Below are 23,662 nucleotides of genomic sequence, written 5' to 3'. Positions count from 1 at the left end.
AGTACATGGTTCCCAGCACGTATGTGCTCCTGGACGAGTTGCCTCTGACGCCCAACGGGAAGGTCGACACCAAGGCCCTTCCCGCCCCGGACCACCACCGCCCCGACCTCGACACCACCTACACCGCACCCCGCAACTCGACCGAGGAGACCATCACCGCTGTCTGGACCGACGTCCTGGGCATCGACACCATCGGCATCCACGACAACTTCTTCGAACTCGGCGGACAGTCGATCAGCGCTGTCCGGGCGGTCTCTCGGCTGCGGGAAGCCGGTCTCGACATCGCCCTTCAGCAGTTCGTGCGGCACCCGACGGTGGCCCAGCTGGCGGGCGCACTGGATGTCCCGCAGGCGGCGTCGGCCGGGCTGGTGGTGCTCCTTTCGTCCGTGGTGGACCCGGAGCTGCCCGTTCTCTTCTGCGTGCACCCGGGCGGCGGCAGCACCCACCCGTACCGGGCCCTCGCGCGATGCCTTACGGGCCGGTTCACCGTGTACGGCGTCCAGGCGCCGGGGCTGAACGCGGGCGAGGCGCCTCTCGTCGGCATCGAGTCGATCGCGGAGCGGTACTGGCGGGAGATCCGCCGGGTGCAGCCCACGGGTCCGTGCACCCTCCTCGGATGGTCGACCGGCGCGGTGATCGCCCATGCGATGGGGGAGCAGGCGCCGGAGGAGGTGGCCGGTCTCTACCTGCTGGAACCGGCGGTCACCGGCGACGACCAGCGGGCGCGCTTCCAGCGCCACGCCGAGGTGTACCGCCGGGTGGACGAGCTGTGGCGGCGCGGCCAGGACGAGCGTGGTACCGAACGTGCCGCGACGGAGCGGGAGTTGCGGAGGCTCGCTCCGGAGATGAACCTCGACGAGAACCTCGTCACGCTCGATGAATGGCTCCCCTACGCGGTGCTGGAGGCCGAGGTGCGCTCGCTCGCCGCCTACCGGCCCGGTCGCTCGGCGGCCAGGGCGACGCTGTTCGTCAGCGACACGGTGCGCGACGGCAGCGGCGACGAGGTGCCGGAGGCCCGCTACCTCGCCCACTGGCACGGGCTCTACCCCTCAGGACTGGCCCAGCGGGCGATGCCGGGCCGGCACATGGAGATGGTGAGGGGCGCCGAGCAACTGAACGCCGTAGTAGCCGAGTTGGGCCTTGCCGTGTCGGCCGGGCCCGCTACCAGGGAGCGGGATCTGTAGCGGATCTGAGTACGGACCGCCGCCGCGGTACGGGGCCGGCGAGGAGCTGACAGGGTGTCGTGCCAGTCACGGCAGGATGCCCTGCGAGGCTTCCTCGCCGGCCCTGCCGCATGTCCCGCCCCTGTCTCGACGCATGCCCCGCTGCACGCCCCGGCGATCCGGGCCGAAGGGCTTCGCTCCCGGCCCCTGGACAAAGCTTGAACGGGTCCCGGACGAACCTTGAACGGATCCCGGCAGGAGCCTGCCCCTGGGTGTCGCCCTGCCGGAGGGGGCCTCGGTGAAGTCGTCGGGGACGGTGTCCAGCTCGGCTCATCGCCCGGTACGGGCCCGGCCGGCAGCCCCGTACCCGTTCGGCGCACACGCCGAAGCCCCGGCCCCCTGGTCCCGCCGTGTGTGGCGGGGCCGTGGGGCCGGGGCTTCGGGCGTCGCGGCCGGGGCCGCCCGGTTCACCAGCGCTTCAGCTCCGGGAAGAAGCCCGGTATCTCGGTGGCCCGCCCGGTGCGCAGGGCGGTCCGGTAGATGTGGTGGCCGACGGCCAGGTCGAGGACGCCGAGGCCGAACGGGGAGAAGACGGTGGGGCGGTCATGGGCCAGGGTCACATCGCCGCGGAGCACGTCGGCCAGGGTCCCGTCGATGAAGTCGCGCGTGCCGTACTCCAGCTCAGTCAGATGGGGCGAGGTCCGCGCGGTGAGGCAGTGGTCCAGGTCGTCCAGGACGTTGTGGCACTTGATCATGACGGTGGGGTGGATGTCGCGCAGCGACAGGTTCAGGACGAGCTGGCCGGGCCGGAGGGTATGCCGGTCCGTCAGCCAGGGTTCCGGTGCGGTGGTGGCGAGGACGATCAGGTCGGCGGCGGCCAGGGCCTCGTCGATCCGGTCCACGGCGCGGGCCTGCCAGCCGTGGGTGTCGGCGGCGTACGCGGCGAAGGTCTCGGCGTACGCGTCGACGTGGTCGTGGACCAGGCACTCGCGGACCTTGGTGGTGCGCGCCGCGAGGAAGTCGGAGACGGTCCGGGCGATGACGCCGGCGCCGACGAAGAGAACAGTCTTCGGGCCGTCCCCGTCGGCGAGGGTCTCCACGGCGAGCGCGGCGGACGCCGCGGTGCGGGCGGCGCTGATGCCGGACGCCTCCAGGCAGGCGAACGGGTAGCCGGTCGCGGCGTCGTTCAGCAGCAGGACGGCGGAGGCGCGCGGCAGGTTCTGGTCCACGTTCTGCGGGTAGCTGGCGATCCATTTGAGGCCGGAGACCGGTGCGTCGCCGCCGAGGTGGGCGGGGAGGGCGATGATCCGGGCGCCGGGATCGTGCGGGAAGCGCAGGAAGTAGCTGTTGGGGTTCACGGTGGCCCCGTGGCTGTGCTGGAGGTATGTCTCCCGCACGATGTCCAGGATGTCCGACGGCGCGGAGCCGATGACGTCCTGGGCGACGGAGCCGTCGATGACGTGGAAGGCTGACATCGGTGGTTGCCTTTCGCGTGCGTGCGTGCGTGCGTGCGGGTTCAGGTGAGGGCGCCGAAGTTCCGCTCGACCCAGTCGTTGTTGTAGACCGTGCCGAGGTAGCGCTCGCCGAGGTCCGGGGAGATCGCGGCGACGCGGGATCCGGCCGGGATGGTGTCGGCGCGGCGGCGTACGGCGGCGAGGACCGATCCGGTCGAGCCGCCGGTGAGCAGGCCGTGGGTGCGCGCGAGCAGCCGGCACTCGCGTACGGCGTCCTTCTCGGCGATCAGCACCATGTCGTCGGCGAGCTCGGGTTCGAAGAGTTCGGGGACGCGGCTGGCGCCCAGGCCGGGGATGTGCCGGGGGCCGGGCTGGGCGCCGAAGAGGACGGAGCCGAGGGCGTCGACGGCGACGATCCGGGTGTGCGGCGAGAACTCGCGCAGATATTGCGCGCAGCCGACGAACGTGCCGGTGGATCCGACCCCGATGAACAGGTAGTCGAGATGCTGGACCGTCTTGAGCAGGGTGCGCGCGGTCTGTTCGTAATGGGCGCGCGGATTGGCCGGGTTGGCGTACTGGTTGAGCCAGACCACGGCCGGGTCCGCCTCGACGCGGCGTCGGATGTGGGCGATGCGGGACTGGAGGAAGCCGCCGTTGGCGTCGACGGTGTCGACGACAACCACCTCGGCGCCCAGGGCGCGCATGTGGTCGATGCTCGTGGCGTTGGTGTTCGGGTCGACGACGCAGGTGAAGTGGTAGCCCTTGGTGGCGCAGATCGAGCTGAGGGCGATGCCGAGGTTTCCGGACGAGGACTCGATGACCCGGGCACCCGGTGTGAGGACGCCGCGGTGCTCGGCGTCCTCGACGAGACTCAGCGCGGTCTTCAGCTTGACCGAGCCGGCCGGGTTGAGGCCCTCGATCTTCAGGAAGAGGTCCGATCCGGGCACCATCCGGGGCAGTTGGACGAAGAGGTCGTCGGTGACCAGCTCGTAGGTGTGCTCGTAGATCATGGCCGGGGCTCCCAGAGGTCTTCGGGGCCGGTCTCCTCCGCCGCGTAACGGCCCAGTGCGCTGACGGCCATCCGCAGTTCCAGGGCCATGGCGTCCAGCAGGCGTTCGAGGCCGTGCTCCGGGTCCTCGTCGGCGGCGATCAGCGCGGCGCGGCCGAGGCCGACGGCACGGGCGCCGAGGGCGAGCAGCTTCACGGCGCGGAGGCCGTCCCAGACCCGTCCGCTGGCGAGGAGGGTACGGCCGGCGGGGTCGACGCGGCGCAGGCATTCGGCGAGCGGCAGCCCGACGTGGCCGAGGAAGCCGGTCGGGGCCCAGCCGGTTCCGCCCTCGGCACCGTCGACGGTGACGGCGTCGGCACCGGCGTCCCAGGCGATGGCGGCGGCCCGGCCGACGTCGCGGCCGGGGAAGAGCTTCACCCAGCAACGGGCGCGCGGGTAGTTGTTGCGCATGAGCTGGATCTGCCGGCGGAAGATCTCGTCGGTGAAGGTGCCCGGGCTCGCGCAGCGCAGGACCGAGGAGGCGCCGGGGCCCAGCCGCTCGACGGCGTACTGTCCGGCGAGGTCGGCCGCGACCGCCTCACTGATCATGGTGAGGCCGCCGAGGCCGGGCTTGGCGCCCTGGCCGGTCTTGAGCTCGAAGCCGAGGCGGCCGGTGGTCAGGAGGCCGGTGACGGCGGGTTCGCTGTAGACCTGGTTCCAGACCTCGGAGTCGGCGTCCTCGGTGCTCTGCTGGACGCAGATGCCGCCCATGCCGTCGGGAAGTTCCTCGCAGTACGCCTGGACTCGTTCCAGCAGGCCCTTGCGGTGGTCGTCGCCGCTGGAGCGGAAGCCGTTCATGGGGGCGACGTTCTCGCCGATGACCATGGGGATGCCGAGTCGTCCGGCCTGGCGGCTCAGGGCGAGCCCGGTGCCGGTGACGCGGGTGGAGCCGAGCGCCGACACGTAGACCGGCAGCGGGGCGGTGAATCCGCCGAGCGCGGTGTCGAGGACGACGTCGGAGTAGAGGGGTTCGCGGCCGAGATCGATGAGCTTGGCCAGGCGGCCCGGCATGAAGACGGGCGGGGCCAGGCGCAGCCGGTCGATCTCGTCGCCGCCGGATTCGGGGTCGGCGCCGAAGACCGCGGTGCCGTAGCGGTCCGCAGGGGGGAAGACGGCGGCGGCGCCGTCACGGGCCCGGGCCCGGATGGATTCCTCGGGCAGGCCGGGGGCAGCCAGCTGGGTCACGGCGACACGACCCCCGCGATCTTCGGGAAGGCCGTGGTCCGCCAGACGGAGTCCAGGCCGGTGACCCAGCGGGTCAGGCGCTCCAGACCGATGCCGAAGCCGGCACTGCTGGGGATGCCGTGCCGGGCGACGTCCAGATACCAGGCGTACTTGGCGGGGTTCTCACCGGTTTCACGCATCCGGGTGACCAGGGCCGCGTACTCGTACTCGCGTTCGCTGCCGCTGCACAGTTCGCCGCAGCCCTCGGGGGCGATGAGGTCGAAGTTGAGCAGGGTGCCGGGCTCGTCCGGGCTCTCCTTGTCGTAGAAGCCGCGGGAGCCCTTGGGGTAGCCGACGACGAAGAACGGGGCGTCGGCCCGGCGGGAGATCCGCTCCTCGGCCTCCCACTCGATCTCGGTACCCGCGGCCTGCGGGTACCCGTCGCGGCGCAGGGCGTCGACGACCTCACCGTGCGGGACCCGGGCGAACGGCCGGGCCACGTGGCGGCGCAGGGTCTCCGGGTCGCGGCCGAGGACGGCGAGGTCGTCGCCGCACTCGTCGACGACGGCGGTCACGGCGTGGCGCACCAGCTGTTCGGCGACGCCCATGGCGTCGTCCCGGCCGGCGCCCGCGTACTCGACGTCGATCTGCCGGAACTCGGTGAGGTGGCGGTGGGTGCCGCTGGTCTCGACGGGTTCGAGGCGGACGTTGGGCGCGACGAGGAAGATGCGGTCGAAGGCCAGCAGCGACGCCTGCTTGTACAGGATGGCGCTGGTCATCAGCTTGTAGCGGTGGCCGTAGTAGTCGACGTCCACCTGCTTGGCGCCGCGCGAGCCGGGGTCGGTGACGGGGCCGATGACCGGGTGGGCCATCTCCACGGCCCCGTCGGAGCGCAGGAAGGAACGGGCACCGGCCACGAGCGCCTGCTGGACGCGCAGGGCCGCCCGGGTGCGCGGGTCGCGCAGGTGCTCCAACGGCGTGGGCAGCGCGGCCCCGGAGGTTGACGTGTGATCCATCTGGAGTGTCATGTCTGTCGTGTCCTGTTCCTGTCGTTGCCGGGCCGGGGCACCCGCCATCGGTGGCGGAGGGGCGCCGGGGCGGGGGCCGCTCGGATCAGCTCGCCCTGTCGAGGCGGGCGGCGGCGGGGACGTCGTAGCGGTTCCTGACATGGTTGAGCGCCTGGAGCAGTCCGGACGAGGTCAGCCGCCCGGACGGCCGTGCGGAGGTGGGGCGGCCGAGCGGGAGCGACCCGGTGCGGGACCACTCCAGCCGACCGCGGTCGGAGATGAAGCTGCGGGTGCGCCCCGCGTTGTCGGGGTGCAGGCAGAACGGGACGTCGAGATAGCCGTGGGCGAAGGCGCGCACCAGGGCCTGGCCGATGTCGTCGTGCAGGTGCAGGACGGCCTCGACGAGGGAGCGGGCCTCCGCCTCGATGCCGGTGGACGGGGGCGGAGCGGCCGGACGCGTGGTCCGGGCGGCCGCGGCGGCGGTCTCCAGCGCGACGACGTTCTCCTCGACGGTGGGGATACGGGCCGACTCCGCCGGTGTCTTGACGATGAGCCGGGTCGCGCCGGTGCGCACGGCGAGCCGGGCGGCGTCCGCCACCAGCCGCAGCGCACCGTCCCAGGTCTCCGGGTAGACGCCCATGTACGTGTAGACGACCACGTGCCAGGAGACGTCCGGGAGATGGTCGGCGGCGAGGGCGCGCAGGGCGTGGAGGGCCTCCTCGTCCTGTTCGCGGTCGGTCTGCTGGGCGTAGCTGAGGGAGACGCTGCGCAGACCGTGCCGACGGAAGAACACGGCCTCCAGCACGGAGAGGGCGACGAGCAGGGACGGCGGGCAGAGCTGGCCCAGCATGCAGCCGCCGAAGGTCTCCAGATGGGGTTCGGTGCCGGCCTCGCGCAGTGCGGCGAGGCTGCGGCACGCATCGGCCCAGGCCCGGATCGACGTGGCCAGCGGGGTGCGGCCGTAGGGCAGGCAGTAGGAGACGGGGCCGCCCTCGGTGGCGTCGAGTCCGGCCGCGACGAGCGATTCGACGATCCGGCCGGGTTGCGCGGAGCCATGCCGTACCTGGACGGGGAAACCGGGGCCGTGGACGCCGTCGAGAAGACCGGTGGTGGTCCCGACGGCCATGCTGACCAGCGGATAGCCGTTGAGGTGGTGGCCCTGGGCGACGGCGCGGGCGGCGGCCGCGTAGTCGCCGACGCGGGTGAAGCTGTCCAGGGTGAGGGTGCCGACCGTGGTGGCGTCGGCGCCCCGGGTGGCGATCAGGCCGGAACGCATCCTGGCGGGGTCGGCGAAGCCCATGCGGGGCTGCACGACGAGGCCACCGGTGCGGGCGGGGTCGGCCATGAAACGGTGGAATGCGCCACCGGCGGGGGCGGGTTCAGCCGACGACATCGGCGTGCGGCTTTCCGGGCCGGTGCTGGGGCAGGGCGTCGAGCAGGGCGAGCAGCCCGGGGACCGCGTTCGGGCCGGTCAGGATGGCGTCGAAGCCGGCGTCGGTGAGCGCGGCATGGACCTCCGGGGCGAGCGTGCCCGAGGTGTCCAGCTTGCCGCCGACGACCAGCGGCACCCCGGCCAGTGCCGGTACGGCGCGCACCGCGCGGGCCAGCCCCGGGGCCTCCTCAGCACCGTGCCCGTTGACCGTACTGACGACGACGAGGCCGGGCGTACGGGCCGATACCTCCTCGATCAGCACATCGACCGGGACGCACGCGCCGAGATTGGTGACCTCCCAGCCCTGTTCCTCCAGCAGGAGCTGGAGGAAGAGCAGGTTCCAGGTGTGCGAGTCCGAGGCGATGGTGGTCAGGACCGCGTGGCGCGGACCGTCCGGGGGCTGGCGATGCGGGTACACGACCGGATCTTCCTCTCGAAACCGTGATGGGCCGCGACCGCTGAGATCGGGCCGGACACCCGTGACATCGCCCTCCTGGGGCGTCCGGGCGGTGCGCTGACGCGACGCCGTCCATCGTGGCCAGCGGTGATCGGGAACGGCACTGGGCAGTTGTGACCACCCCCGGAGGCGTCACTTCTGTCCACTGGGGGTGCGCGTCCGGGCCTCCTAGCCTGCTCGTCGCGGACGTTCGGCGCCGGCGGCCGCGGTTCCGCCGGCAGCACGCTCCCCGGACCGCCGGGAGGACTCCGCCCCTGCCCTCGACGCACGCCGTACGACGTGCCGCCCGTGAACCGCTTGTACCGCTGACGACGTCCTGACGATGGGGAGAGAACGGTGGCTGATCACCAGCTGGGGGAGTGGCGGCACGCACTGGCGGGCATCGAGCCGCTGGAACTGCCGCTGGACCACAGGCCGTCGGAGGACGGACCGGGTCCCATGGACCGGGTCCCGTTCGACGTGCCCGCCCGCACCGCCGACGCGCTGGCCGCGCTGGCCCGCGACCGGGGAGTGGAGCTGTCCGCGGTCCTGCTGACGGTGTTCCACACCCTGCTGGCGCGGCACGCGGGCCGGGGCGACGTCCCGGTGGCCGTGGTGGCGGACGGCACACGGGACACGGACGCGGACGTGGCGGCCGTGGTGTGCGGCGCGTCCGGCGACCCGGCGTTCACCGAGGCCCTGACCCATGTCGCGCGAGGCGTGGCGGACGCCGCCGCCCGCGGCCCGGTGCCCTCCGGGGCGACCGGCACCACGGTGGCGTGGTTCGCGTGGCGCACCGCCGACCGGGGGCCCACCGCGTTCCCGCCCCACGCGCAGATCACGCTGGACCTCGTCGCGGACGAGGGGGGACCAAGAGGCGTCCTCGGCTACCGGACCGATCTCTTCGCACGCGCCACGGCGGAGCGGATGGCGGGCCACCTCACGACGCTCGCGGGTTCCGCCGCCGAGGCGCCCGGCAAGCCGCTCAGCGCGCTGGACATGCTGACGGAGCCGGAACGGCATCGCATCCTGACCGAGTGGAACGGGCAGCGGTCCGCGTTCCCCGACACCGCGACCGTCCACCAACTGGTGGCGGACCGGGCCGTGCGCCTGCCCGACGCGGTCGCCCTGGAGCACGGCGGACAGCGGCTGACCTACCGGGAACTGGACGAGCGCGCCCAGGGGCTCGCACACCACCTGGCGGAGCGGGGCATCGGCCCCGGCACACTGGTCGCGGTCTGCCTGGACCACGGCCCCGACCTGGTGTGCGCACTGCTCGGCGTGCTCAAGTCCGGCGCCGCCTACGTACCGCTGGACCCGGCCTACCCGGCCGAGCGGCTGCGGTACATGGTCGAGGACAGCGCCGCACCGGTGGTGGTGACGGACTCCGCGCACGCGGACCTCTTCACCCCGGACACCGCGCTGCTGCGGGCCGACCGGGAGTGGCCGTCCGGCCCCGGCACCGCCCCGCTCGCCGCCGCGGGCCCGGACGACGTGGCGTACGTCATCTACACCTCGGGTTCGACGGGCCGCCCCAAGGGCGTGCGTGTCGCGCACCGGGGCGTCGTCAACTACCTGCACTGGTGCGACCGGAACTACCCCCCGGCACCCGGTGCCCGCATCGGTTCCCTGCTGTGCTCGTCGGCGGCCTTCGACCTGACCGTGACCGCGCTGTTCCTGCCGCTGGTGCAGGGGTTGTGCCTGGTCGTACCGGAGCCGGGGCCGGGGCAGAGTGTGTTCGACGCGGCCATGGACATCGTCGCGAGCGGTGTCCCGGTCAGCTTCCTGAAGGCGACGCCCTCGCACCTGGAGCTGCTGACCGCCCGTCTGGAGCAGGACGGCGCCCGGCACGGCATCGCCACGGTCGTCGCGGGCGGTGAGGACCTGACTCCGGCGCTGGCGCACCGGGTACTGACCCTCGGCACCGGGGACACCGCGATCGTCAACGAGTACGGCCCGACCGAGGCGACCGTCGGCAACGTGGTCGCCCGGACGACATCGGTTGACCCGGCGGCGGACCATGTGCCGATGGGCCGGGCGATCGACAACACCGAGGTGTACGTGGTCGGGACGCACGGCGAGATCCAGCCGGTCGGAGTCCCCGGCGAACTGCTGATCGGCGGGGTCAACGTGGCCCTCGGCTATCTGGGCCGACCCGACCTGACGGCGCGGCGCTTCGTGCCGCACCCCTTCTCCGACGACCCCCGGGCCCGCCTCTACCGCACCGGCGACCTGGTGAAGTGGCTGCCGGACGGGCGCCTGGTCTACCTCGGCCGCATGGACGACCAGGTCAAGCTGCGCGGGCACCGGGTGGAGCTCGGCGAGATCGAGAACGCCCTGCTCTCCCGACCGGCCCTCGCGGCGGCCACGGTCGTGGTCCGCGAGGACACCCCGGGCGACAAACGGCTGGTGGCCTACCTCGTTCCGGCCGGCGGCACGTCCCTGGCCGTGGCCGGGCTGCGCGCCGCCCTGGCCCGCGAGCTGCCCGAGCACATGTTGCCCGCCCGGTACGTCGTGCTGGAGCGGCTGCCGCTCACCCCGAACGGCAAGGTGGACCGGCGGGCACTGCCCGCACCCGAGAGCCACCGCCCGGACCTCTCCGCCGCGTTCGCCGCACCGCGCACCCCCACGCAACGGGCGGTCGCCGCCGTCTGGGCCGAACTGCTGGGCATCGACGAGGTCGGCGCGGACGACGACTTCTTCGAGCTGGGCGGCCACTCCCTGCTGGCCGCCCGGGTCGCCTCCCGGCTGCGCCGCGACCTCGGAGTGGACGTCCCCTACCGGACGCTCTTCGACGCGCCGACCCCGGCGCTGCTGGCGACGGCCGTGGACGCACTGGAGCCGGACACCCGCGCCGCGATCCCGAGCGCCGACCGGACGGGTGCCCTGCCGCTCTCCTTCGCCCAGCAACGCCTCTGGTTCCTCGACCAGTTGGCGCCGGGCCGGGCCGAGTACACGATCCCGGTGGGGTTGCGGGTGCGGGGGGAGTTCGCGCCGGACGCGTTCGGCGCCGCACTGACGGCCCTGACCACCGCGCACGAGATCCTGCGGACCCGGTTCGTCGCGGATGCCACGGGACGCCCGTTCCAGGTCGTCGACGCCGTGCGCGAGGTGGCGGTGGACGTCCACGACGCCCGGCACCTCGGCACCGACGCCGCGCGCGAGATGCTGCGCGAGGCGGCCGGAGAGCCGTTCGACCTGGCCGCCGGGCCGCTGCTCCGGGCGACGGCGGTCCAGGTGGCCGACAAGGAGTGGCTGCTGCTGCTCACGGTCCACCACATCGTCTCCGACGGCTGGTCGGAGGGGATCCTCGCCCGCGAGCTGGGCGAACTGTACGGAGCGGAGGTGGCCGGCCGGCCGGGTGCCCCGGCCCCCCTCGGCCTCCAGTACGCGGACTTCGCGAGCTGGCAGCGCGAGGTGCTGGACGGACCGGCGCTGGCGGGGCAGTCGGCGTACTGGCGGGAGCGGCTCGCCGAAGCACGTCCGCTGGAACTCCCGACCGACCACCGCCGCCCGGCCCGGCGGTCGGGCCGGGGCGGCACGGTGTCCTTCTCGGTCCCCGTCGACGTCGTCGCAGCGGCCCGGCGGCTGGCGGCCGGGCAGGGAGCGAGCCTGTTCATGTCGCTGCTGGCGGTGTTCCAGCTGCTGATGGCCAAGTACAGCGGCCAGGACGACATCGCTGTGGGCAGTCCCGTCGCGGGTCGGAACCGGGCGGAGACGGAGGAGCTGATCGGTTTCTTCGTCAACACGCTCGTCCTGCGGACGGACCTTTCCGGGGATCCGGCGTTCACGGAGCTGCTGGACCGGGTGAAGGAGACCGCGCTCGGCGCGTACGACCACCAGGACCTGCCCTTCGAACGCCTCGTGGAAGAACTCGCCCCCGACCGCGACCTCTCCCGCACCCCCCTCTTCCAGACGATGTTCGCCCTCCAGAACACCCCGGACGGCCACGCCTGGCGGCTGCCCGGAACGGTGGTGGAGCCGTTCTCCGTCCGCGAGGAGGAGGCCAAGTTCGACCTGTCCCTGATCCTCACCGAGCGGCCCGACGGCTCGCTCGGCGGAGACCTGGTCTTCGCCCTCGACCTGTTCGCCCCGGACACTGCGAAGCGGCTGGCCGGACACTTCGCCACGCTGCTGCGTTCGGCGGTCGCCGGACCGGAGCGCCGCCTGTCCGAGCTGGAGGTGCTGACCGGGGCCGAGCGGCGCCGGGTACTGACCGAATGGAGCGGGACGGCGTCCGCGGCGGCGGACGGGACCGTGGCCGGGGAGACCGTGCACCGGCTCGTCGAGGAGTGCGCCGCCGTGCGGCCGGACACGACGGCGGTGCTCGCGGCCGACGGAGGAACGACCTACCGGGAGCTGAACACCCGGGCCAACCGGCTCGCCCGCCACCTGCGTCTGCGCGGGGCCGGTCCCGGTGCCGTGGTCGCCGTGTGCCTGGAGCGCGGCCCCGAACAGATCACCGCACTGCTGGCCGTGCTCAAGTCCGGCGCCGCCTACCTCCCGCTGGACCCCGAGCACCCCGCCGACCGGCTCGCCCACATGATCACGGACGCGCGGGCCGGGCTCGTGGTCACCGACGGCGCCCGGTCCGCCCGGCTGCCCGACGGCCCCGGCCGGTTCCTCACCGACCGGGACTGGCCCTCCCTCGCCGACCTGCCGGCCCATGACCCGGAACCCTCGGCGTCCCCCGCCGACCTGGCGTACGTCATCTACACCAGCGGTTCCACCGGCCGCCCCAAGGGCGTCGAGATCGAGCACCACAGCCTGGCCGGCCTGGTCCGCTGGACGGCCGACACCTTCGGCGCCGCTCCCGGACGACGGGTCGCGCTGCTGGCCGGAGTCGGGTTCGACGCGTCGGCCTGGGAGCTGTGGCCCGCCCTGGCGACCGGCGCCACCGTGTGCGTACCCGACGAGACGGTGCGGCTGACCCCGGCGCTGCTCCAGCGCTGGCTGAACGAGCGGCGGATCACGGGCACCTTCGTCTCCACACCGGTACTGGAGGCGCTGGCCTCCCTCGACTGGTCGGAGCCGACCTCCCTGGAACACGTGCTGACCGGTGGTGACGCGCTGCGCCTCCCGGCCGGACTGCGTCTGCCCTTCCGCGTCGTCAACAACTACGGACCGACCGAGTCGACGGTGGTGACGACCTCGGCCGAGGTCGTCAGCGGCACCGCCGTCCCGCCGATCGGCCGCCCGGTACCCGGCACCTTCGTGTACGTGGTGGACCGGCACGGCCGGCCGGTGCCGACCGGGGTTCCGGGCGAACTCCTCGTGGGCGGCGGCGGGCTGGCGCGCGGGTACCGGGGGCAGCGGGACCGGACGGCGGAGCGGTTCGTGACCGTCGACGTCGACGGCACACCGCGCCGCGTCTACCGCACCGGGGACCGGGTGCGCTGGCTGGCCGACGGGCAGCTCGAATTCCTGGGGCGCCTGGACGACCAGGTGAAGCTGCGCGGGCACCGCATCGAGCCCGGCGAGATCGAGGCCGCGCTGCTGACCGGCCCCGACGTCGCCGCGGCCACCGTCGTCGTCCGCGAGGACACCCCCGGCGACAGGCGGCTCGTCGCGTACGTCGTCCCGCCGGAGGGCGCCACGGTGCACGGCGAGACCCTGCGCGGACGGCTCCGCAGGGAACTGCCCGACTTCATGGTGCCGTCCGCCTTCGTGCCGCTGGAGCGACTGCCGCTGACCCCGAACGGCAAGGTGGACCGGCGGAAGCTGCCCGCGCCCGAGCCCCGCGCGTCCGGGGCGCGCGGCCCGGCCCCCCGCACCCCGGTCGAACGGGCGATCGCCGCCGCTTGGTCCCAGGTGCTGGACACCGAGGTCACCGGGGTGGACGACGACTTCTTCGCGCTCGGCGGTCACTCCCTGCTCGCCACCCAGGTCACGTCACGGCTGCGGGACGCCCTGGGCGTGGAGGTGCCGGTGCGGGAACTGTTCGCGACCCCCACCGTCGCCGGGCTCGCCGCCACCGTGGAGGAGCTCGCCGCCGACGGGGCGGCCGGCACGGACCGCATCGGGCCGGCCGACCGCACCGGCGGGCCGCTGCCGCTGAGCTTCGCCCAGCGACGGCTGTGGTTCCTCGACCAGCTGGAACCCGGACGCGCCGAGTACGCCGTGCCCTTCGCGCTGCGCGTCAGCGGTGCCCTCGACACCGGCGCCCTCGACACGGCGCTGACCCGCCTGGTGGCACGCCACGAGATCCTGCGGACGAGGTACGTCGCCGACGACGACGGCGAACCGGCGCAGATCGTCGACCCCCCGACGCCGGTGCGCGCGACCGTCCACGACCTGCGGCACGTCACCGACCCCGGCGAACGGCACCAGGAGGCGGACGAGTTCGCCCGCGCGGAGACCGCCCGACCGTTCGACCTGGCGGCCGGACCGCTGCTCCGCGCCCATCTGGTACGGCTGGCCGACGAGGAGGCACACCTGCTGCTGACGGTGCATCACATCGCCTGTGACGGATGGTCGGAGTCGGTCATGGCGCGTGAACTGCGGGAAGGCTACCGGGCGGCGACGGCCGGCACCGCGCCCGAGGACACCCGGCTCCCGGTGCAGTACGCCGACTTCTCCGTCTGGCAGCGGCAGAAGTACACCACTGACGTGCTGGAGGGACAACTGGCGTACTGGCGGGAGCGGCTCGCCGGGGTGGAACCCCTCGAACTGCCCACCGACCACCGCCGTCCGGCGGGGCGCCCCGGAGGCGGCGACACCGTGACGTTCGAGGTGGGCGCGGCCGTGGCCGCCGGGCTGCGGGAGGCCGCCAGGAGCGGCACCGCGAGCCTGTACATGGTCCTGCTCGCCGCCTTCCAGGTGCTGCTGGTCAAGTACGCCCGCCAGGACGACATCGCGGTGGGCAGTCCCGTGGCCGGTCGGAACCGGGCGGAGACGGAGGAGCTGATCGGGTTCTTCGTCAACACGCTCGTCCTGCGGACGGACCTTTCCGGGGATCCGGCGTTCACGGAGCTGCTGGACCGGGTGAAGGAGACCGCGCTCGGCGCGTACGACCACCAGGACCTGCCCTTCGAACGCCTCGTCGAGGAACTCGCCCCCGACCGCGACCCGTCCCGCAACCCCCTCTTCCAGACGATGTTCGTGTTCCAGAACACCCCGGACGAGGACGGCTGGAGCCTCCCGGGACTGGACGTCGAGCCGCTCGCGGTCACCCTGCCGGACGCCAAGTTCGACCTCACCCTGATGATCTCCGAGAGCGCGGACGGCGGGCTGCACGGCACCCTGGAGTACCGGACGGATCTCTTCGAACGGGACACGGTCGCCCGGATGGCCGGCCACCTGGGCACCCTGCTGGAGACGGTGGCCCGTGAGCCAGGGGCACGGCTGTCCCGGCTCTCCCTGCTCACCGCCGAGGAGGGACGGCGCACGGTGGTCGAGTGGAACCGCACCGAGGCACCCTTCCCGGACACCGCCACACTCCACGGCCTGTTCGAGGAGCGCGCGGCGCGGCAGCCGGACACGGTCGCCGTGGAGGGACCGCAGGGCACCCTGACGTACGGACAGCTCAACGCGCGCGCCAACCGGATCGCCCACCACCTTCGGACCCGGTACGGAGTGCGGCCGGACATGCCGGTCGCGGTGTGCCTGGAGCGCGGCCCCGACCTGGTGACGGCCGTGCTGGGCGTCCTCAAGGCGGGCGCGCCGTACGTCCCGATGGACCCGGAGTACCCGGCGGAGCGGCTGGCGTACATGGTGCGGGACACCGCGACCCCCGTCGTCCTCACCGGCTCCGCGCACACCGACCGGCTGCCCGCCGACGTACCGATGATGCTGCTCGACCTGGACACCACGACTTTGCCCGACGAGCCGGACACCGATCCCCGGCCCGTCGCCACCTCGCACGACCTCGCCTACCTGATCTACACCAGCGGCTCCACCGGCCGCCCCAAGGGTGTCGAGGTGGAGCACCGCAGCCTGATCAACCTGGTGCACTGGACGGTCGGGGAGTACGGGCTGGAACCCGGGCAGCGGATCGCGCTCATGGCCGGGATCGGCTTCGACCCGGCGGCGTGGGAACTGTGGCTCGGCCTGATCGGCGGCGCGACCTGCTGCGTCACCACCGAGACCGTCCGGCTCAGCCCCCACCTGCTGCGGGACTGGCTGTGCGAACATCGCGTCCACACCACGTTCCTGTCCACACCGATGCTGGAGGCCCTGGCGGCGCTGCCGTGGGAGGCGGACTGCGCCCTCGACTACGTGCTGACCGGCGGCGACCGGCTGCGGATGCCGCCGCGGGCCCGGCTGCCGTTCCGCGTGATCAACAACTACGGGCCCACCGAGACCACCGTCATCGTCACCTCGACGGAGGTCGAACCCGGCGACGTGGTCCCGCCGATCGGCCGGCCCGTCGCCAACACCCGGGCGTTCGTCGTGGATCAGCACGGGCGGCCGCTGCCCGTCGGCGTCCCCGGTGAACTCCTCATCGGCGGCGTCCCGGTGGCCCGGGGCTACCGGGGCAGGCCGGAGCTGACCGAGGAGAAGTTCGTCCCGTACGAGGCCGAAGGGGTGAGCACCCGGGTCTACCGCACCGGCGACCTGGTGCGGTGGCGGGCGGACGGGGAGCTCGAATTCCTCGGGCGGATCGACAACCAGGTGAAGATCCGCGGCCACCGCATCGAACTCGGCGAGATCGAGTCCACCCTGCTGACCCACCCCGGCATCGGCGAGGTCACGGTGATCGTCCGCGAGGACACCCCCGACGACAAACGGCTCGTCGCCTACCTCGTGCCCACCGGCACGGACACGCCGACCACCGCCGACCTCCACGCCCATCTGGGACGGTTCCTGCCCGACCACATGATCCCGGCGGCGTTCGTCACACTGGAGCGCCTCCCGCTGACCCCCAACGGCAAGGTGGACCGGAAGGCCCTGCCGATCCCCGACCACCAACGGCCGGACCTGGGAGAGGAGTACACGGCACCGCGCAACGCCGTCGAGCGGGCGGTCACCACCGTCTGGCAGGAGCTGCTGGGCATCGAACGCGTCGGCGTGCACGACAACTTCTTCCAGCTCGGCGGGCACTCGCTGCTCGCCACGCAGGTGGCCTCCCGGCTCCGAAAGGCGCTCCGGGTGGACGTCCCGGTACGCGCCGTGTTCGAACTCCCCACCCCGGCGCAGCTCGCCCAGGGCATCGCCGACCTGATGATGGCGGCGATCACCGCGCAGTTCGCACCCGCCGGGTGATCCTGCCCGGCGCCGCGACGGAAGGGGCCGGACCCCGGCGACGGGATCCGGCCCCTTCCCGGCCCGGTGCGTCGGACCGGACCGGTCAGGCCATGTCCTCGGCGCGGATGCCGCCGCTGGCGAGCGCGAGGGCGCCGAGCTGGAACCGGCTCCGGGCACCGAACCGGTCGGTCAGCTTCTCCGAGAGGCGGCGCACCGTGCGCACCGAGACGTCCATCCGCCGCGCCGCTGCCGCGTCCGTCAGCCCCTGCGCCCACAGCAGGAGCACATGCTGCTCCTGGAGGGAGAGATTGCCACGGGTGCGGGGGCGGGCCTCGGCGAGCGGCAGGGCCTCCTTCCACAGCCGGGCGAACAGGGTCGCGAAGGCCTCCGTGACCGACTCGACGCCGCAGGCCATCGCGCCGACCACGCCGTGTCCGCTGGTGACCGGCACGACGGCGTGCCTGCGGTCGGAGACGATCATCCACACGGGCAGCGACGGCAGGGTGCGGACGGCGCCGCCGCACTCCTCGCTCCGGCGCAGCCGCTCCGTCGCCTCCGGGTCGTTGCGGACGCTCTCCAGCACGATCGTGCGGGCGGGTGTGCCGCGCCGCCGGAGGATCTCGTGGAGCGAGTGACCGGCCTCGAAGGCCGCCGCGTCCGGCCGCTCGACCGGTCCGACGGTCAGCCACTCCTGCGCGCACGCGTCGGCGAGCGAGGTGACGTGCTGCCACACGGCATCCGCCCCGGCCAGCCACTTCACGTCCGGAACGCTCTCCCGGCCGTCCTGCCCCCGCTCCGACAGCAGCCGGGTCACCTCCAGCCGGCTGCCCTCCACCTGAAGCCGGTGGCGGGCCAGTTCGTCCTGCTGCCAGGTGAGTATCGCCGCCAGCCCGACCTCCGGATCGACCGGCCGCCAGCCGCTGGCGGAGTCCCCCGGGACGATGAGCAGCTGCGCGGACAGCCGCTCCAGTCCGCCCCGGACCGTTTCCTCGGTCTCCTCCAGTCGCGAGGCCAGCTCCGCCACCTCCGCGCCGGGCCGGTCGACCATCGAGATGTACACACTCCGTGCGACGGAGTCGATACCCAGAGAGGTCCGCATGTCGTGCGCTCCTGTATGTCTTGTCGTACGGCACCTGTTGGCTGTGGGACACGAGTCGAGTTCGTACCGGCGGGGTGTTCTCCCGGGGCGACACCGGGGGAGCCGCCGGCCGGACACCAGTAGAACGGGTGCCGTGGCGGCGGCGGATGCGGGGTGATCCCCCAAGTTCCTTCGGGCCACCGGCCCCCGGGGCGGGCGAAGCGGCCTTCCGCGGACGGATCCCGGACACGAAGACCGGTGTCCGGCGACCGGAGGGCACTGCTTTCCGACTACGGGCAACCGGCGCTTCGCCCTTGGTTCCCGCGGCCGGGCGCCATCGGACGGAGCCGCGTGGGCCATGGCGGCTCCCGGCCGAACGGCACGTCAGCCCGTCGTGTGCTCCGTGCGGCCGTGCCCGGGGGGCCGTACGGCGAAGGGGTTGCGGCGCACGGGCCGGGCTGCGTCGGCCGGGGGAGTGTGGTCCCTCTCCTCCCACGGCGTGCCGCGCAAGCCCCAGGGATACCTGCCGGGCCGGGCGGCAGCCGGTTCCCTCCGCCCCCACCGGCCGGGGCGCCGAGGATAGTGGGGGACGGTCCCCCATAAGGGGCCCCGCCCATCGGATCCAGGCCGTACGGCCGTCCTGTCAGGTGTTTCGGCGGCGGGAGGCTCCGGCCAAGGAAGGCACCAGGTGCCGGGCCGGGAGGCGAGCACGTCCTGGTGGGGCGGACAGAGATCCGCGGGCGGTACGGAACAGCTCCCTCGGCACCGGGCGTGAAGCGCGGCCCCACCCGGAAGGGCCGACTCTCCTCGAAGGCCGGATCGGATCAGGCTCCGTCGGCCGCCGTGATCGGCGGCGAAAGCGAGGGGGCTACGGCCCGCCGCGCTGTATGGGCGGCCTACCGGCGCGGAACGGACGGGTGACAGGAGGCGCCGGTCGGACCGGTCGGCGGGCGGGGGCCGCACCCACCCGCGTGGGGACGCCGGAATCCGGCGGCACCGCCGGGCGGAACGTCGAGGTGGAGGGTGACCGCGGCCGCTCCGGCCGCCGTGACGTCTACGCGGGCAGGCGGGCCGGGGGCCGCCTCCACCTCCGCTTCGACGCGGTGACGGGGGAACCGGACATCGACCGTGGCCCCGTCGACGTGGAGGGCGGAGGGCGCCGCCACCACCGGTCGTCGTCGAAGGCCGACGCCATGGTGTGCTCCGTGGGCCTCACGACAGCCTCCGGGCGGATGGCCGGGTCACGAGACGGCGGCGACCGAGGCCGTGAACGGAACCCCGTCCAGGGTCCAGTGGGAGTCGGGAGCGATCCCGAGTGCGGCGTAGACCTGGGCGGCGACATCGGCGTGGCGGAGGCCCGACGGAGTCGCGCCCGCCGGCAGGCCGGGACCGGACGCGGCGATCCAAGCCGTGCGCTCCTGCGGGCTGCGCCCTCCGTGTCCTCCTTCGTCGCGGTGGCCGTGGTCCGTCACCACGATGACCGTCCACCGCTCCGCCGCGTTGCCGGGCCGGCGGCGCACGGCTTCGAGGACGCGGCCGAGCCGCCGGTCGGCGGCCTCGATCGAACGCCGGTACTCCTGACCGCAGCCGAGGAAGTGGGCCGTCTCGTCGACGGCGCCCAGGTAGACGAAGCCGGCGTGGAGCTCCTCGTCCAGACCGAGAAGGTGTTCCGCCTCGGCGGTCACCCGGTCGTCCACCTCCTCCCACGCCTCGGGGGTGTCGGCCTGGGGGGCGACATAACCGAGCCGGGTGGGGGAGACGAAGAGCGGGCCTCCCTGCCGTGCGAGGAAGAGCGGCTCCCAGCCGCCGACGGCGAAGGTCCGCAGTCCGCAGTCGGCGGCGAGGCGGGTCGTGAAATCGGGAAAGACGTCCAGGCGGTTGCCGTCGAAACGGTTGGCCCACACCCCGTGCTTGGCGACGCCGACCCCGGTGACGACGGTGGTCCAGCAGGGACCGGACATCGTCGGTGTCGCGGAGTCCACCTCGACGGGGGCCAGGAAGCCCGCGCGGGCTATCCCGTCGAGGTACGGGGTGTCGAGTTCGGGCAGCAGGTCGAGGCGTACGCCGTCGATGCCGACCACCAGTACGCGAGCGGTGTTCTGGGTGTTTTCCATGGGACCGGTCCAGACGTGTCGGGAGAGGGAAGCGGGAGTGGGGGCGTGTCGTTCAGGGACCGACACGGCTGAGCCGGATCAGGCTGCTGGCGTGGTCACCTGCGGGCAGCCGAGGGTCGATGCCCCGATGGATCAGGAAGGCGCCGTCGTACACCTGGTTCGCGCCCGGGTCGAGGTACCGCGCCCCGGGATCGAGGGCGGGTAGCTTCACCGGGGCGGCCCCGTGCCCGAAGCGGGCCGTGGGACGCCAGACGAGGACCACGTGCTCGCTGTCGTCCGGCGCCGCGTAGTGGACCGCGGACACGGGGCCGTCGAAGGCGACGCGGTGCTGATGACCGCGCTGCACCAGTGGACGGATCTCCTTGTATTCGGCGACGAGCACGGCGGCCTCCGCCAGCTCCGCGTCGGACCAGGACGCGAGGTCCCCGCCGATCCCCAGCGCGCCCGCCATGGCCACGTGGAAGCGGAAGCGCAGTGGCGTGCCGCGGCCGGTCGTGGTGTTGGGGCTGTCGGTGACCCACGCGGCCATGGCCTGGGCGGGGAAGAGCTGACCGAAACCGTGCTGGATGCCGATCCGGTCGGCCGGATCGGTGTTGTCCGAGGTCCACGCCTGGTCGGTACGGGCGAGGACGCCGAGGTCGACCCGCCCGCCGCCGCCCGCACACGCCTCGATACGCAGTCCGGGGTGGGCTTCGCGCAACCGGTCCATGATCCGGTGGACGGCCCGGGTGTGATCGATCCACAGCCGGTCGGGGTCGGGATGATCCCAACCGGCCTCGGTGAAGGCCCGGTTGGCGTCCCACTTGAGCCAGTCGACACCGTGGTCGCGCACCAGGCGGTCGAGGGTCTCCCGGGCCCAGGACTCGACCTCGGGCCGGGCGAAGTTCAGGACCAGCTGGTTGCGGAGTTCCGTCGCGTCGAGCCGGGGGGAGTGGATGACCCAGTCCGGGTGCGCGCGGTACAACTCGCTGTCCCGGTTGACCATCTCCGGCTCCACCCACAGCCCGAACTCCATGCCGAGGCGGTGCACCTCGTCGGCGAGCGGGCGCAGCCCGCGGGGGAACGCCTCGGGGCGGGGAGTCCAGTCGCCGAGCCCGGACCGGTCGTCGCGACGCGTGCCGAACCACCCGTCGTCCAGTACGAAGAGCTCGGCCCCCAGCCGCGCGGCCAGGTTCGCCAGCCTCAGCTGACCGGCCTCGTCCACCTCGAAGCCGGTGGCCTCCCACGAGTTGTAGAGCACCGGCCGGTCCCGTTCGGGCTCCGGCAGGACGTACCTGCGCACGTAGTGGTGCCAGGCACGGCTCGCCGCGCCGAAGCCGTGCCCGGTGTACAGGCCGGCGTACACCGGCGTACGAAGGCTCTCGCCCGGACGGAGGGTCCAGGACAGCCCCTCGTGGCCGAAGCCCCCGGTCCAGACGGTGCGGCCGACCGGGTCGCGATGGAGCGTGACGCGCCAGCTCCCGCTCCAGGCGAGTGCGGTGCTCCATACCTCGCCCTCCTCCTCGGCCGCGGTGCCGTCGTCGAGGGCCAGCCACGGGGACGCGTGATGGCTCGTCAGTCCCCGACGGCTGGTCAGCACGGTCTCGGCGACGGGAAGCCGGTCGCGGCGCAGCTGGAACTCGCTGTTCCAGCCGCCGACCAGATGGCTGAGCCGGTAGTCGGAGAGGGCCGGGGCGGTCCAGGAGGCCGAGTCGAGCCGGCCGACGGAGACCGGACCGGCGGGGTCGTCGACCGCACCGGTATGGGTCAGCTCCGTCCAGCGCTCGACGACATCGGTGTCGGAACGTACCCGGTAGCACAGCTCCGCCCGCAGGGGACGGTGCCGGTCCTCCAGACGGAGTCGCAGCTCACCGCCGTCGATGCGATGACCCGCGAACCGCCACTGCGCCCCCCGGGTTCCGTCGGCGAAGCGGACCTGGAGGCCGGCGGGCCCGAAGCGCGCCCCGGTCTGCGGCGCGAGCTCATCGGCGGCGTCCGCCTCGAAGCTGCTCGCGGCCGGGGACGCCGGCTCCGGCGCCGCGGCCAGAGCGGCGGCGCCGAGCGGGGCGCCCCAATGGACGTGCCGCGGACTGCCGTCGGCGCCGACGCGGAGCGCGTACACGCTGTTCGGCGTACGCAGGATCGCGAGGCCCGGATCGGGGTCGAAAGTGACGGGCGGGAACGTGGCGGGCACGGATGCATCCCCTGACGTGCGGAGGGAAACGGGGGCGGATCCGGGGCGGCACGGAGCGAGTACGGCCTCGGTCGTGTGCGGCCCGGGTCCGAGGACAGGGCGGCCCGAGCGTAGGACGACCTCAACTCCCAAATCAATACTGGAAGAAGTTATTTATTTCCTCTACGTTGCACCCGTGCTTCGACAACACTCCCGGCCTCTGGTCAGCGCTCCCGCCGAGACCGCCGTCCTCGCCCTGCTCCTCGCGGAGGGGCCACTCAGCAGGGTGGAACTGGCACGACGGACGGGACTCTCCTCGACGGCCGTCACCAAGGCCGCCCGGCCGCTCATCAACGACGGTTACCTGTACGAACTCCCGCCGGAACGCACCGCCCCCGGTGCCGGCCGACCGGTCAACCCGCTCGCGGTCGATCCCGACCGGGAGTACTTCGTCGGGCTGAAGATCAGCGCCGACCAGCTCTTCGGCGCCGTCTGCGATCTGCGGGCCGGTATACGGGCCACCGCCTGCCGGCCCCTCGAGGTGCGTACGCCCGAACTCGCACCCGAGACCGTCGCCGCTCTCGTCGCCGAACTGGTCGACGAACTCCTTGACGAGAACCCCACGTTCCGGGAACGTACACGTCACCTCGGCGTCGCCGTCAACGGCGACGTGGACCGGGAGAGCGGACGGCTGCGCCATTCCGGACTCCTCGGCTGGCGGGATGTCCCGATCGGCGAACTGCTCGGCGCCAGCACCGGACTGACGGTCACCGTCGAGAACGACGTCAGGGCGCTGACCGTTGCCGAGCACTGGTTCGGAGAAGGCATCGGCACCGGCTACTTCGCCCTGGTCACCATCGGCGCGGGAATCGGCTCCGCGCTCGTCGTCAACGGGCACCTGCTCAGAGGCGCCCACGGCGTCGCGGGCGAGGTCGGACACCTCTGCGTCGACCCGTCGGGGCCGATCTGCCGCTGCGGCGCGCGCGGTTGCGTCGAAGCGATCGCCTCGACCGCCGCGATCCTCGAGGCGGTCCGCCGGTCCGCCGCGAACCAGCGCCTCACCTTCGAGGAGGTCGTGGCCATGGCCCGCGAGGGCAGCCCCGCGGCCCTCGAAGCCTTCGCCCACGCCGGTCGGGCCATCGGGACCGGCATCGCCGCACTGGTCAACCTGGTCGGTCCGGAGCGTGTGGTGGTCAGCGGGGAAGGAGCCGACACCTACGACCTCTTCGGCCGCCACATCCAGGACGCGTACGCCGCACACGCCTTCGGAGCGGCGTCCCAATGCCCACTGTCACTACGCCCGTTGCCCTGGGAGGAGTGGGCTCGCGGCGGAGCGGCCGTAGCCGTCCAGGCACTCTTCCCGCAGCGCGCGGCAACTTCCACGATCGGCTTCGGCTGACCGACGCGACGACCGGCCGCCCCACGGCG

General features: G+C 73.1%; 12 protein-coding genes. 3 read left to right on the top strand and 9 right to left on the bottom strand.

What is annotated here, in order from left to right:
• Positions 1–1,184, top strand: a 1,184-nt coding sequence (locus ACWC97_RS29770; RefSeq protein ID WP_450652643.1) for an alpha/beta fold hydrolase, incomplete at its 5' end; no start/stop codon positions are given.
• Positions 1,185–1,630: 446 nt separating this feature from the next.
• Here the strand turns inward: ACWC97_RS29770 and sbnB are convergent.
• The 6 genes from sbnB to ACWC97_RS29740 form a co-directional block, all read right to left on the bottom strand.
• Positions 1,631–2,638, bottom strand: coding sequence for a 2,3-diaminopropionate biosynthesis protein SbnB (gene sbnB / locus ACWC97_RS29765; RefSeq protein WP_450652641.1), 1,008 nt, complete (start codon positions 2,636–2,638; stop codon positions 1,631–1,633).
• Between the two features lie 41 nt (positions 2,639–2,679).
• Positions 2,680–3,627: a 2,3-diaminopropionate biosynthesis protein SbnA gene (sbnA, locus tag ACWC97_RS29760; protein ID WP_352279169.1), complete on the bottom strand. Its 948-nt coding sequence runs from the start codon at positions 3,625–3,627 to the stop codon at positions 2,680–2,682.
• Positions 3,624–4,850, bottom strand: a complete 1,227-nt coding sequence (locus tag ACWC97_RS29755) for a glutamate synthase-related protein (RefSeq protein ID WP_450652639.1) — start codon at positions 4,848–4,850, stop codon at positions 3,624–3,626. Before ACWC97_RS29755 ends, sbnA begins: the two co-directional genes overlap by 4 nt.
• Positions 4,847–5,845 carry an asparagine synthetase A gene (locus ACWC97_RS29750; RefSeq protein WP_352279165.1) on the bottom strand — a complete coding sequence of 333 codons (999 nt, stop codon included), beginning with the start codon at positions 5,843–5,845 and terminating at the stop codon, positions 4,847–4,849. Before ACWC97_RS29750 ends, ACWC97_RS29755 begins: the two co-directional genes overlap by 4 nt.
• 97 nt (positions 5,846–5,942) lie before the next feature.
• Complete coding sequence (locus tag ACWC97_RS29745; protein ID WP_450652637.1) at positions 5,943–7,229, bottom strand: methylaspartate mutase; 1,287 nt, start codon at positions 7,227–7,229, stop codon at positions 5,943–5,945.
• On the bottom strand, positions 7,216–7,686 hold the full coding sequence (locus ACWC97_RS29740) for a cobalamin B12-binding domain-containing protein (protein ID WP_450652635.1): 471 nt from the start codon (positions 7,684–7,686) through the stop codon (positions 7,216–7,218). The genes ACWC97_RS29745 and ACWC97_RS29740 overlap by 14 nt, the downstream gene beginning before the upstream one ends.
• Before the next feature lie 375 nt (positions 7,687–8,061).
• Between ACWC97_RS29740 and ACWC97_RS29735 the strand changes: the two genes are divergently transcribed.
• Positions 8,062–16,908, top strand: coding sequence for an amino acid adenylation domain-containing protein (locus tag ACWC97_RS29735; RefSeq protein ID WP_450652633.1), 8,847 nt, complete (start codon positions 8,062–8,064; stop codon positions 16,906–16,908).
• Between the two features lie 85 nt (positions 16,909–16,993).
• On the opposite strand, the gene ACWC97_RS29730 is transcribed toward ACWC97_RS29735, so the two are convergent.
• The 3 genes from ACWC97_RS29730 to ACWC97_RS29720 all read right to left on the bottom strand — a co-directional run bounded on the left by ACWC97_RS29730 (position 16,994) and on the right by ACWC97_RS29720 (position 22,255).
• The gene (locus tag ACWC97_RS29730; protein WP_352279159.1) at positions 16,994–17,989 is read right to left on the bottom strand and encodes a helix-turn-helix transcriptional regulator; all 996 of its coding nucleotides are present in this window, start codon (positions 17,987–17,989) and stop codon (positions 16,994–16,996) included.
• 1,220 nt (positions 17,990–19,209) lie between these two features.
• The gene (locus ACWC97_RS29725; protein ID WP_352279157.1) at positions 19,210–20,082 is read right to left on the bottom strand and encodes an alkaline phosphatase family protein; all 873 of its coding nucleotides are present in this window, start codon (positions 20,080–20,082) and stop codon (positions 19,210–19,212) included.
• Positions 20,083–20,134: 52 nt separating this feature from the next.
• On the bottom strand, positions 20,135–22,255 hold the full coding sequence (locus ACWC97_RS29720) for an alpha-galactosidase (RefSeq protein WP_352279156.1): 2,121 nt from the start codon (positions 22,253–22,255) through the stop codon (positions 20,135–20,137).
• 175 nt (positions 22,256–22,430) lie between these two features.
• Between ACWC97_RS29720 and ACWC97_RS29715 the strand changes: the two genes are divergently transcribed.
• A complete protein-coding gene (locus ACWC97_RS29715) occupies positions 22,431–23,633 on the top strand; it encodes an ROK family protein (RefSeq protein WP_450652631.1) in 1,203 nt (400 codons plus the stop codon).
• Positions 23,634–23,662 lie beyond the last annotated feature (29 nt).

The sequence above is a fragment of the Streptomyces sp. NPDC001108 genome, from assembly GCF_053598535.1.
The sequence above is the reverse complement of the archived record's forward strand: the minus strand, read 5'-3'. Positions and strand labels throughout refer to the sequence as shown.

Excerpts from the sequence above, each read along its gene's own strand:
- sbnB (WP_450652641.1), bottom strand. The coding sequence starts at position 2,638 with ATGTCAGCCTTCCACGTCATCGACGGCTCCGTCGCCCAGGACGTCATC.
- sbnA (WP_352279169.1), bottom strand. The coding sequence starts at position 3,627 with ATGATCTACGAGCACACCTACGAGCTGGTCACCGACGACCTCTTCGTC.
- ACWC97_RS29750 (WP_352279165.1), bottom strand. The coding sequence starts at position 5,845 with ATGGATCACACGTCAACCTCCGGGGCCGCGCTGCCCACGCCGTTGGAG.
- ACWC97_RS29745 (WP_450652637.1), bottom strand. The coding sequence starts at position 7,229 with ATGTCGTCGGCTGAACCCGCCCCCGCCGGTGGCGCATTCCACCGTTTC.
- ACWC97_RS29730 (WP_352279159.1), bottom strand. The coding sequence starts at position 17,989 with ATGCGGACCTCTCTGGGTATCGACTCCGTCGCACGGAGTGTGTACATC.
- ACWC97_RS29725 (WP_352279157.1), bottom strand. The coding sequence starts at position 20,082 with ATGGAAAACACCCAGAACACCGCTCGCGTACTGGTGGTCGGCATCGAC.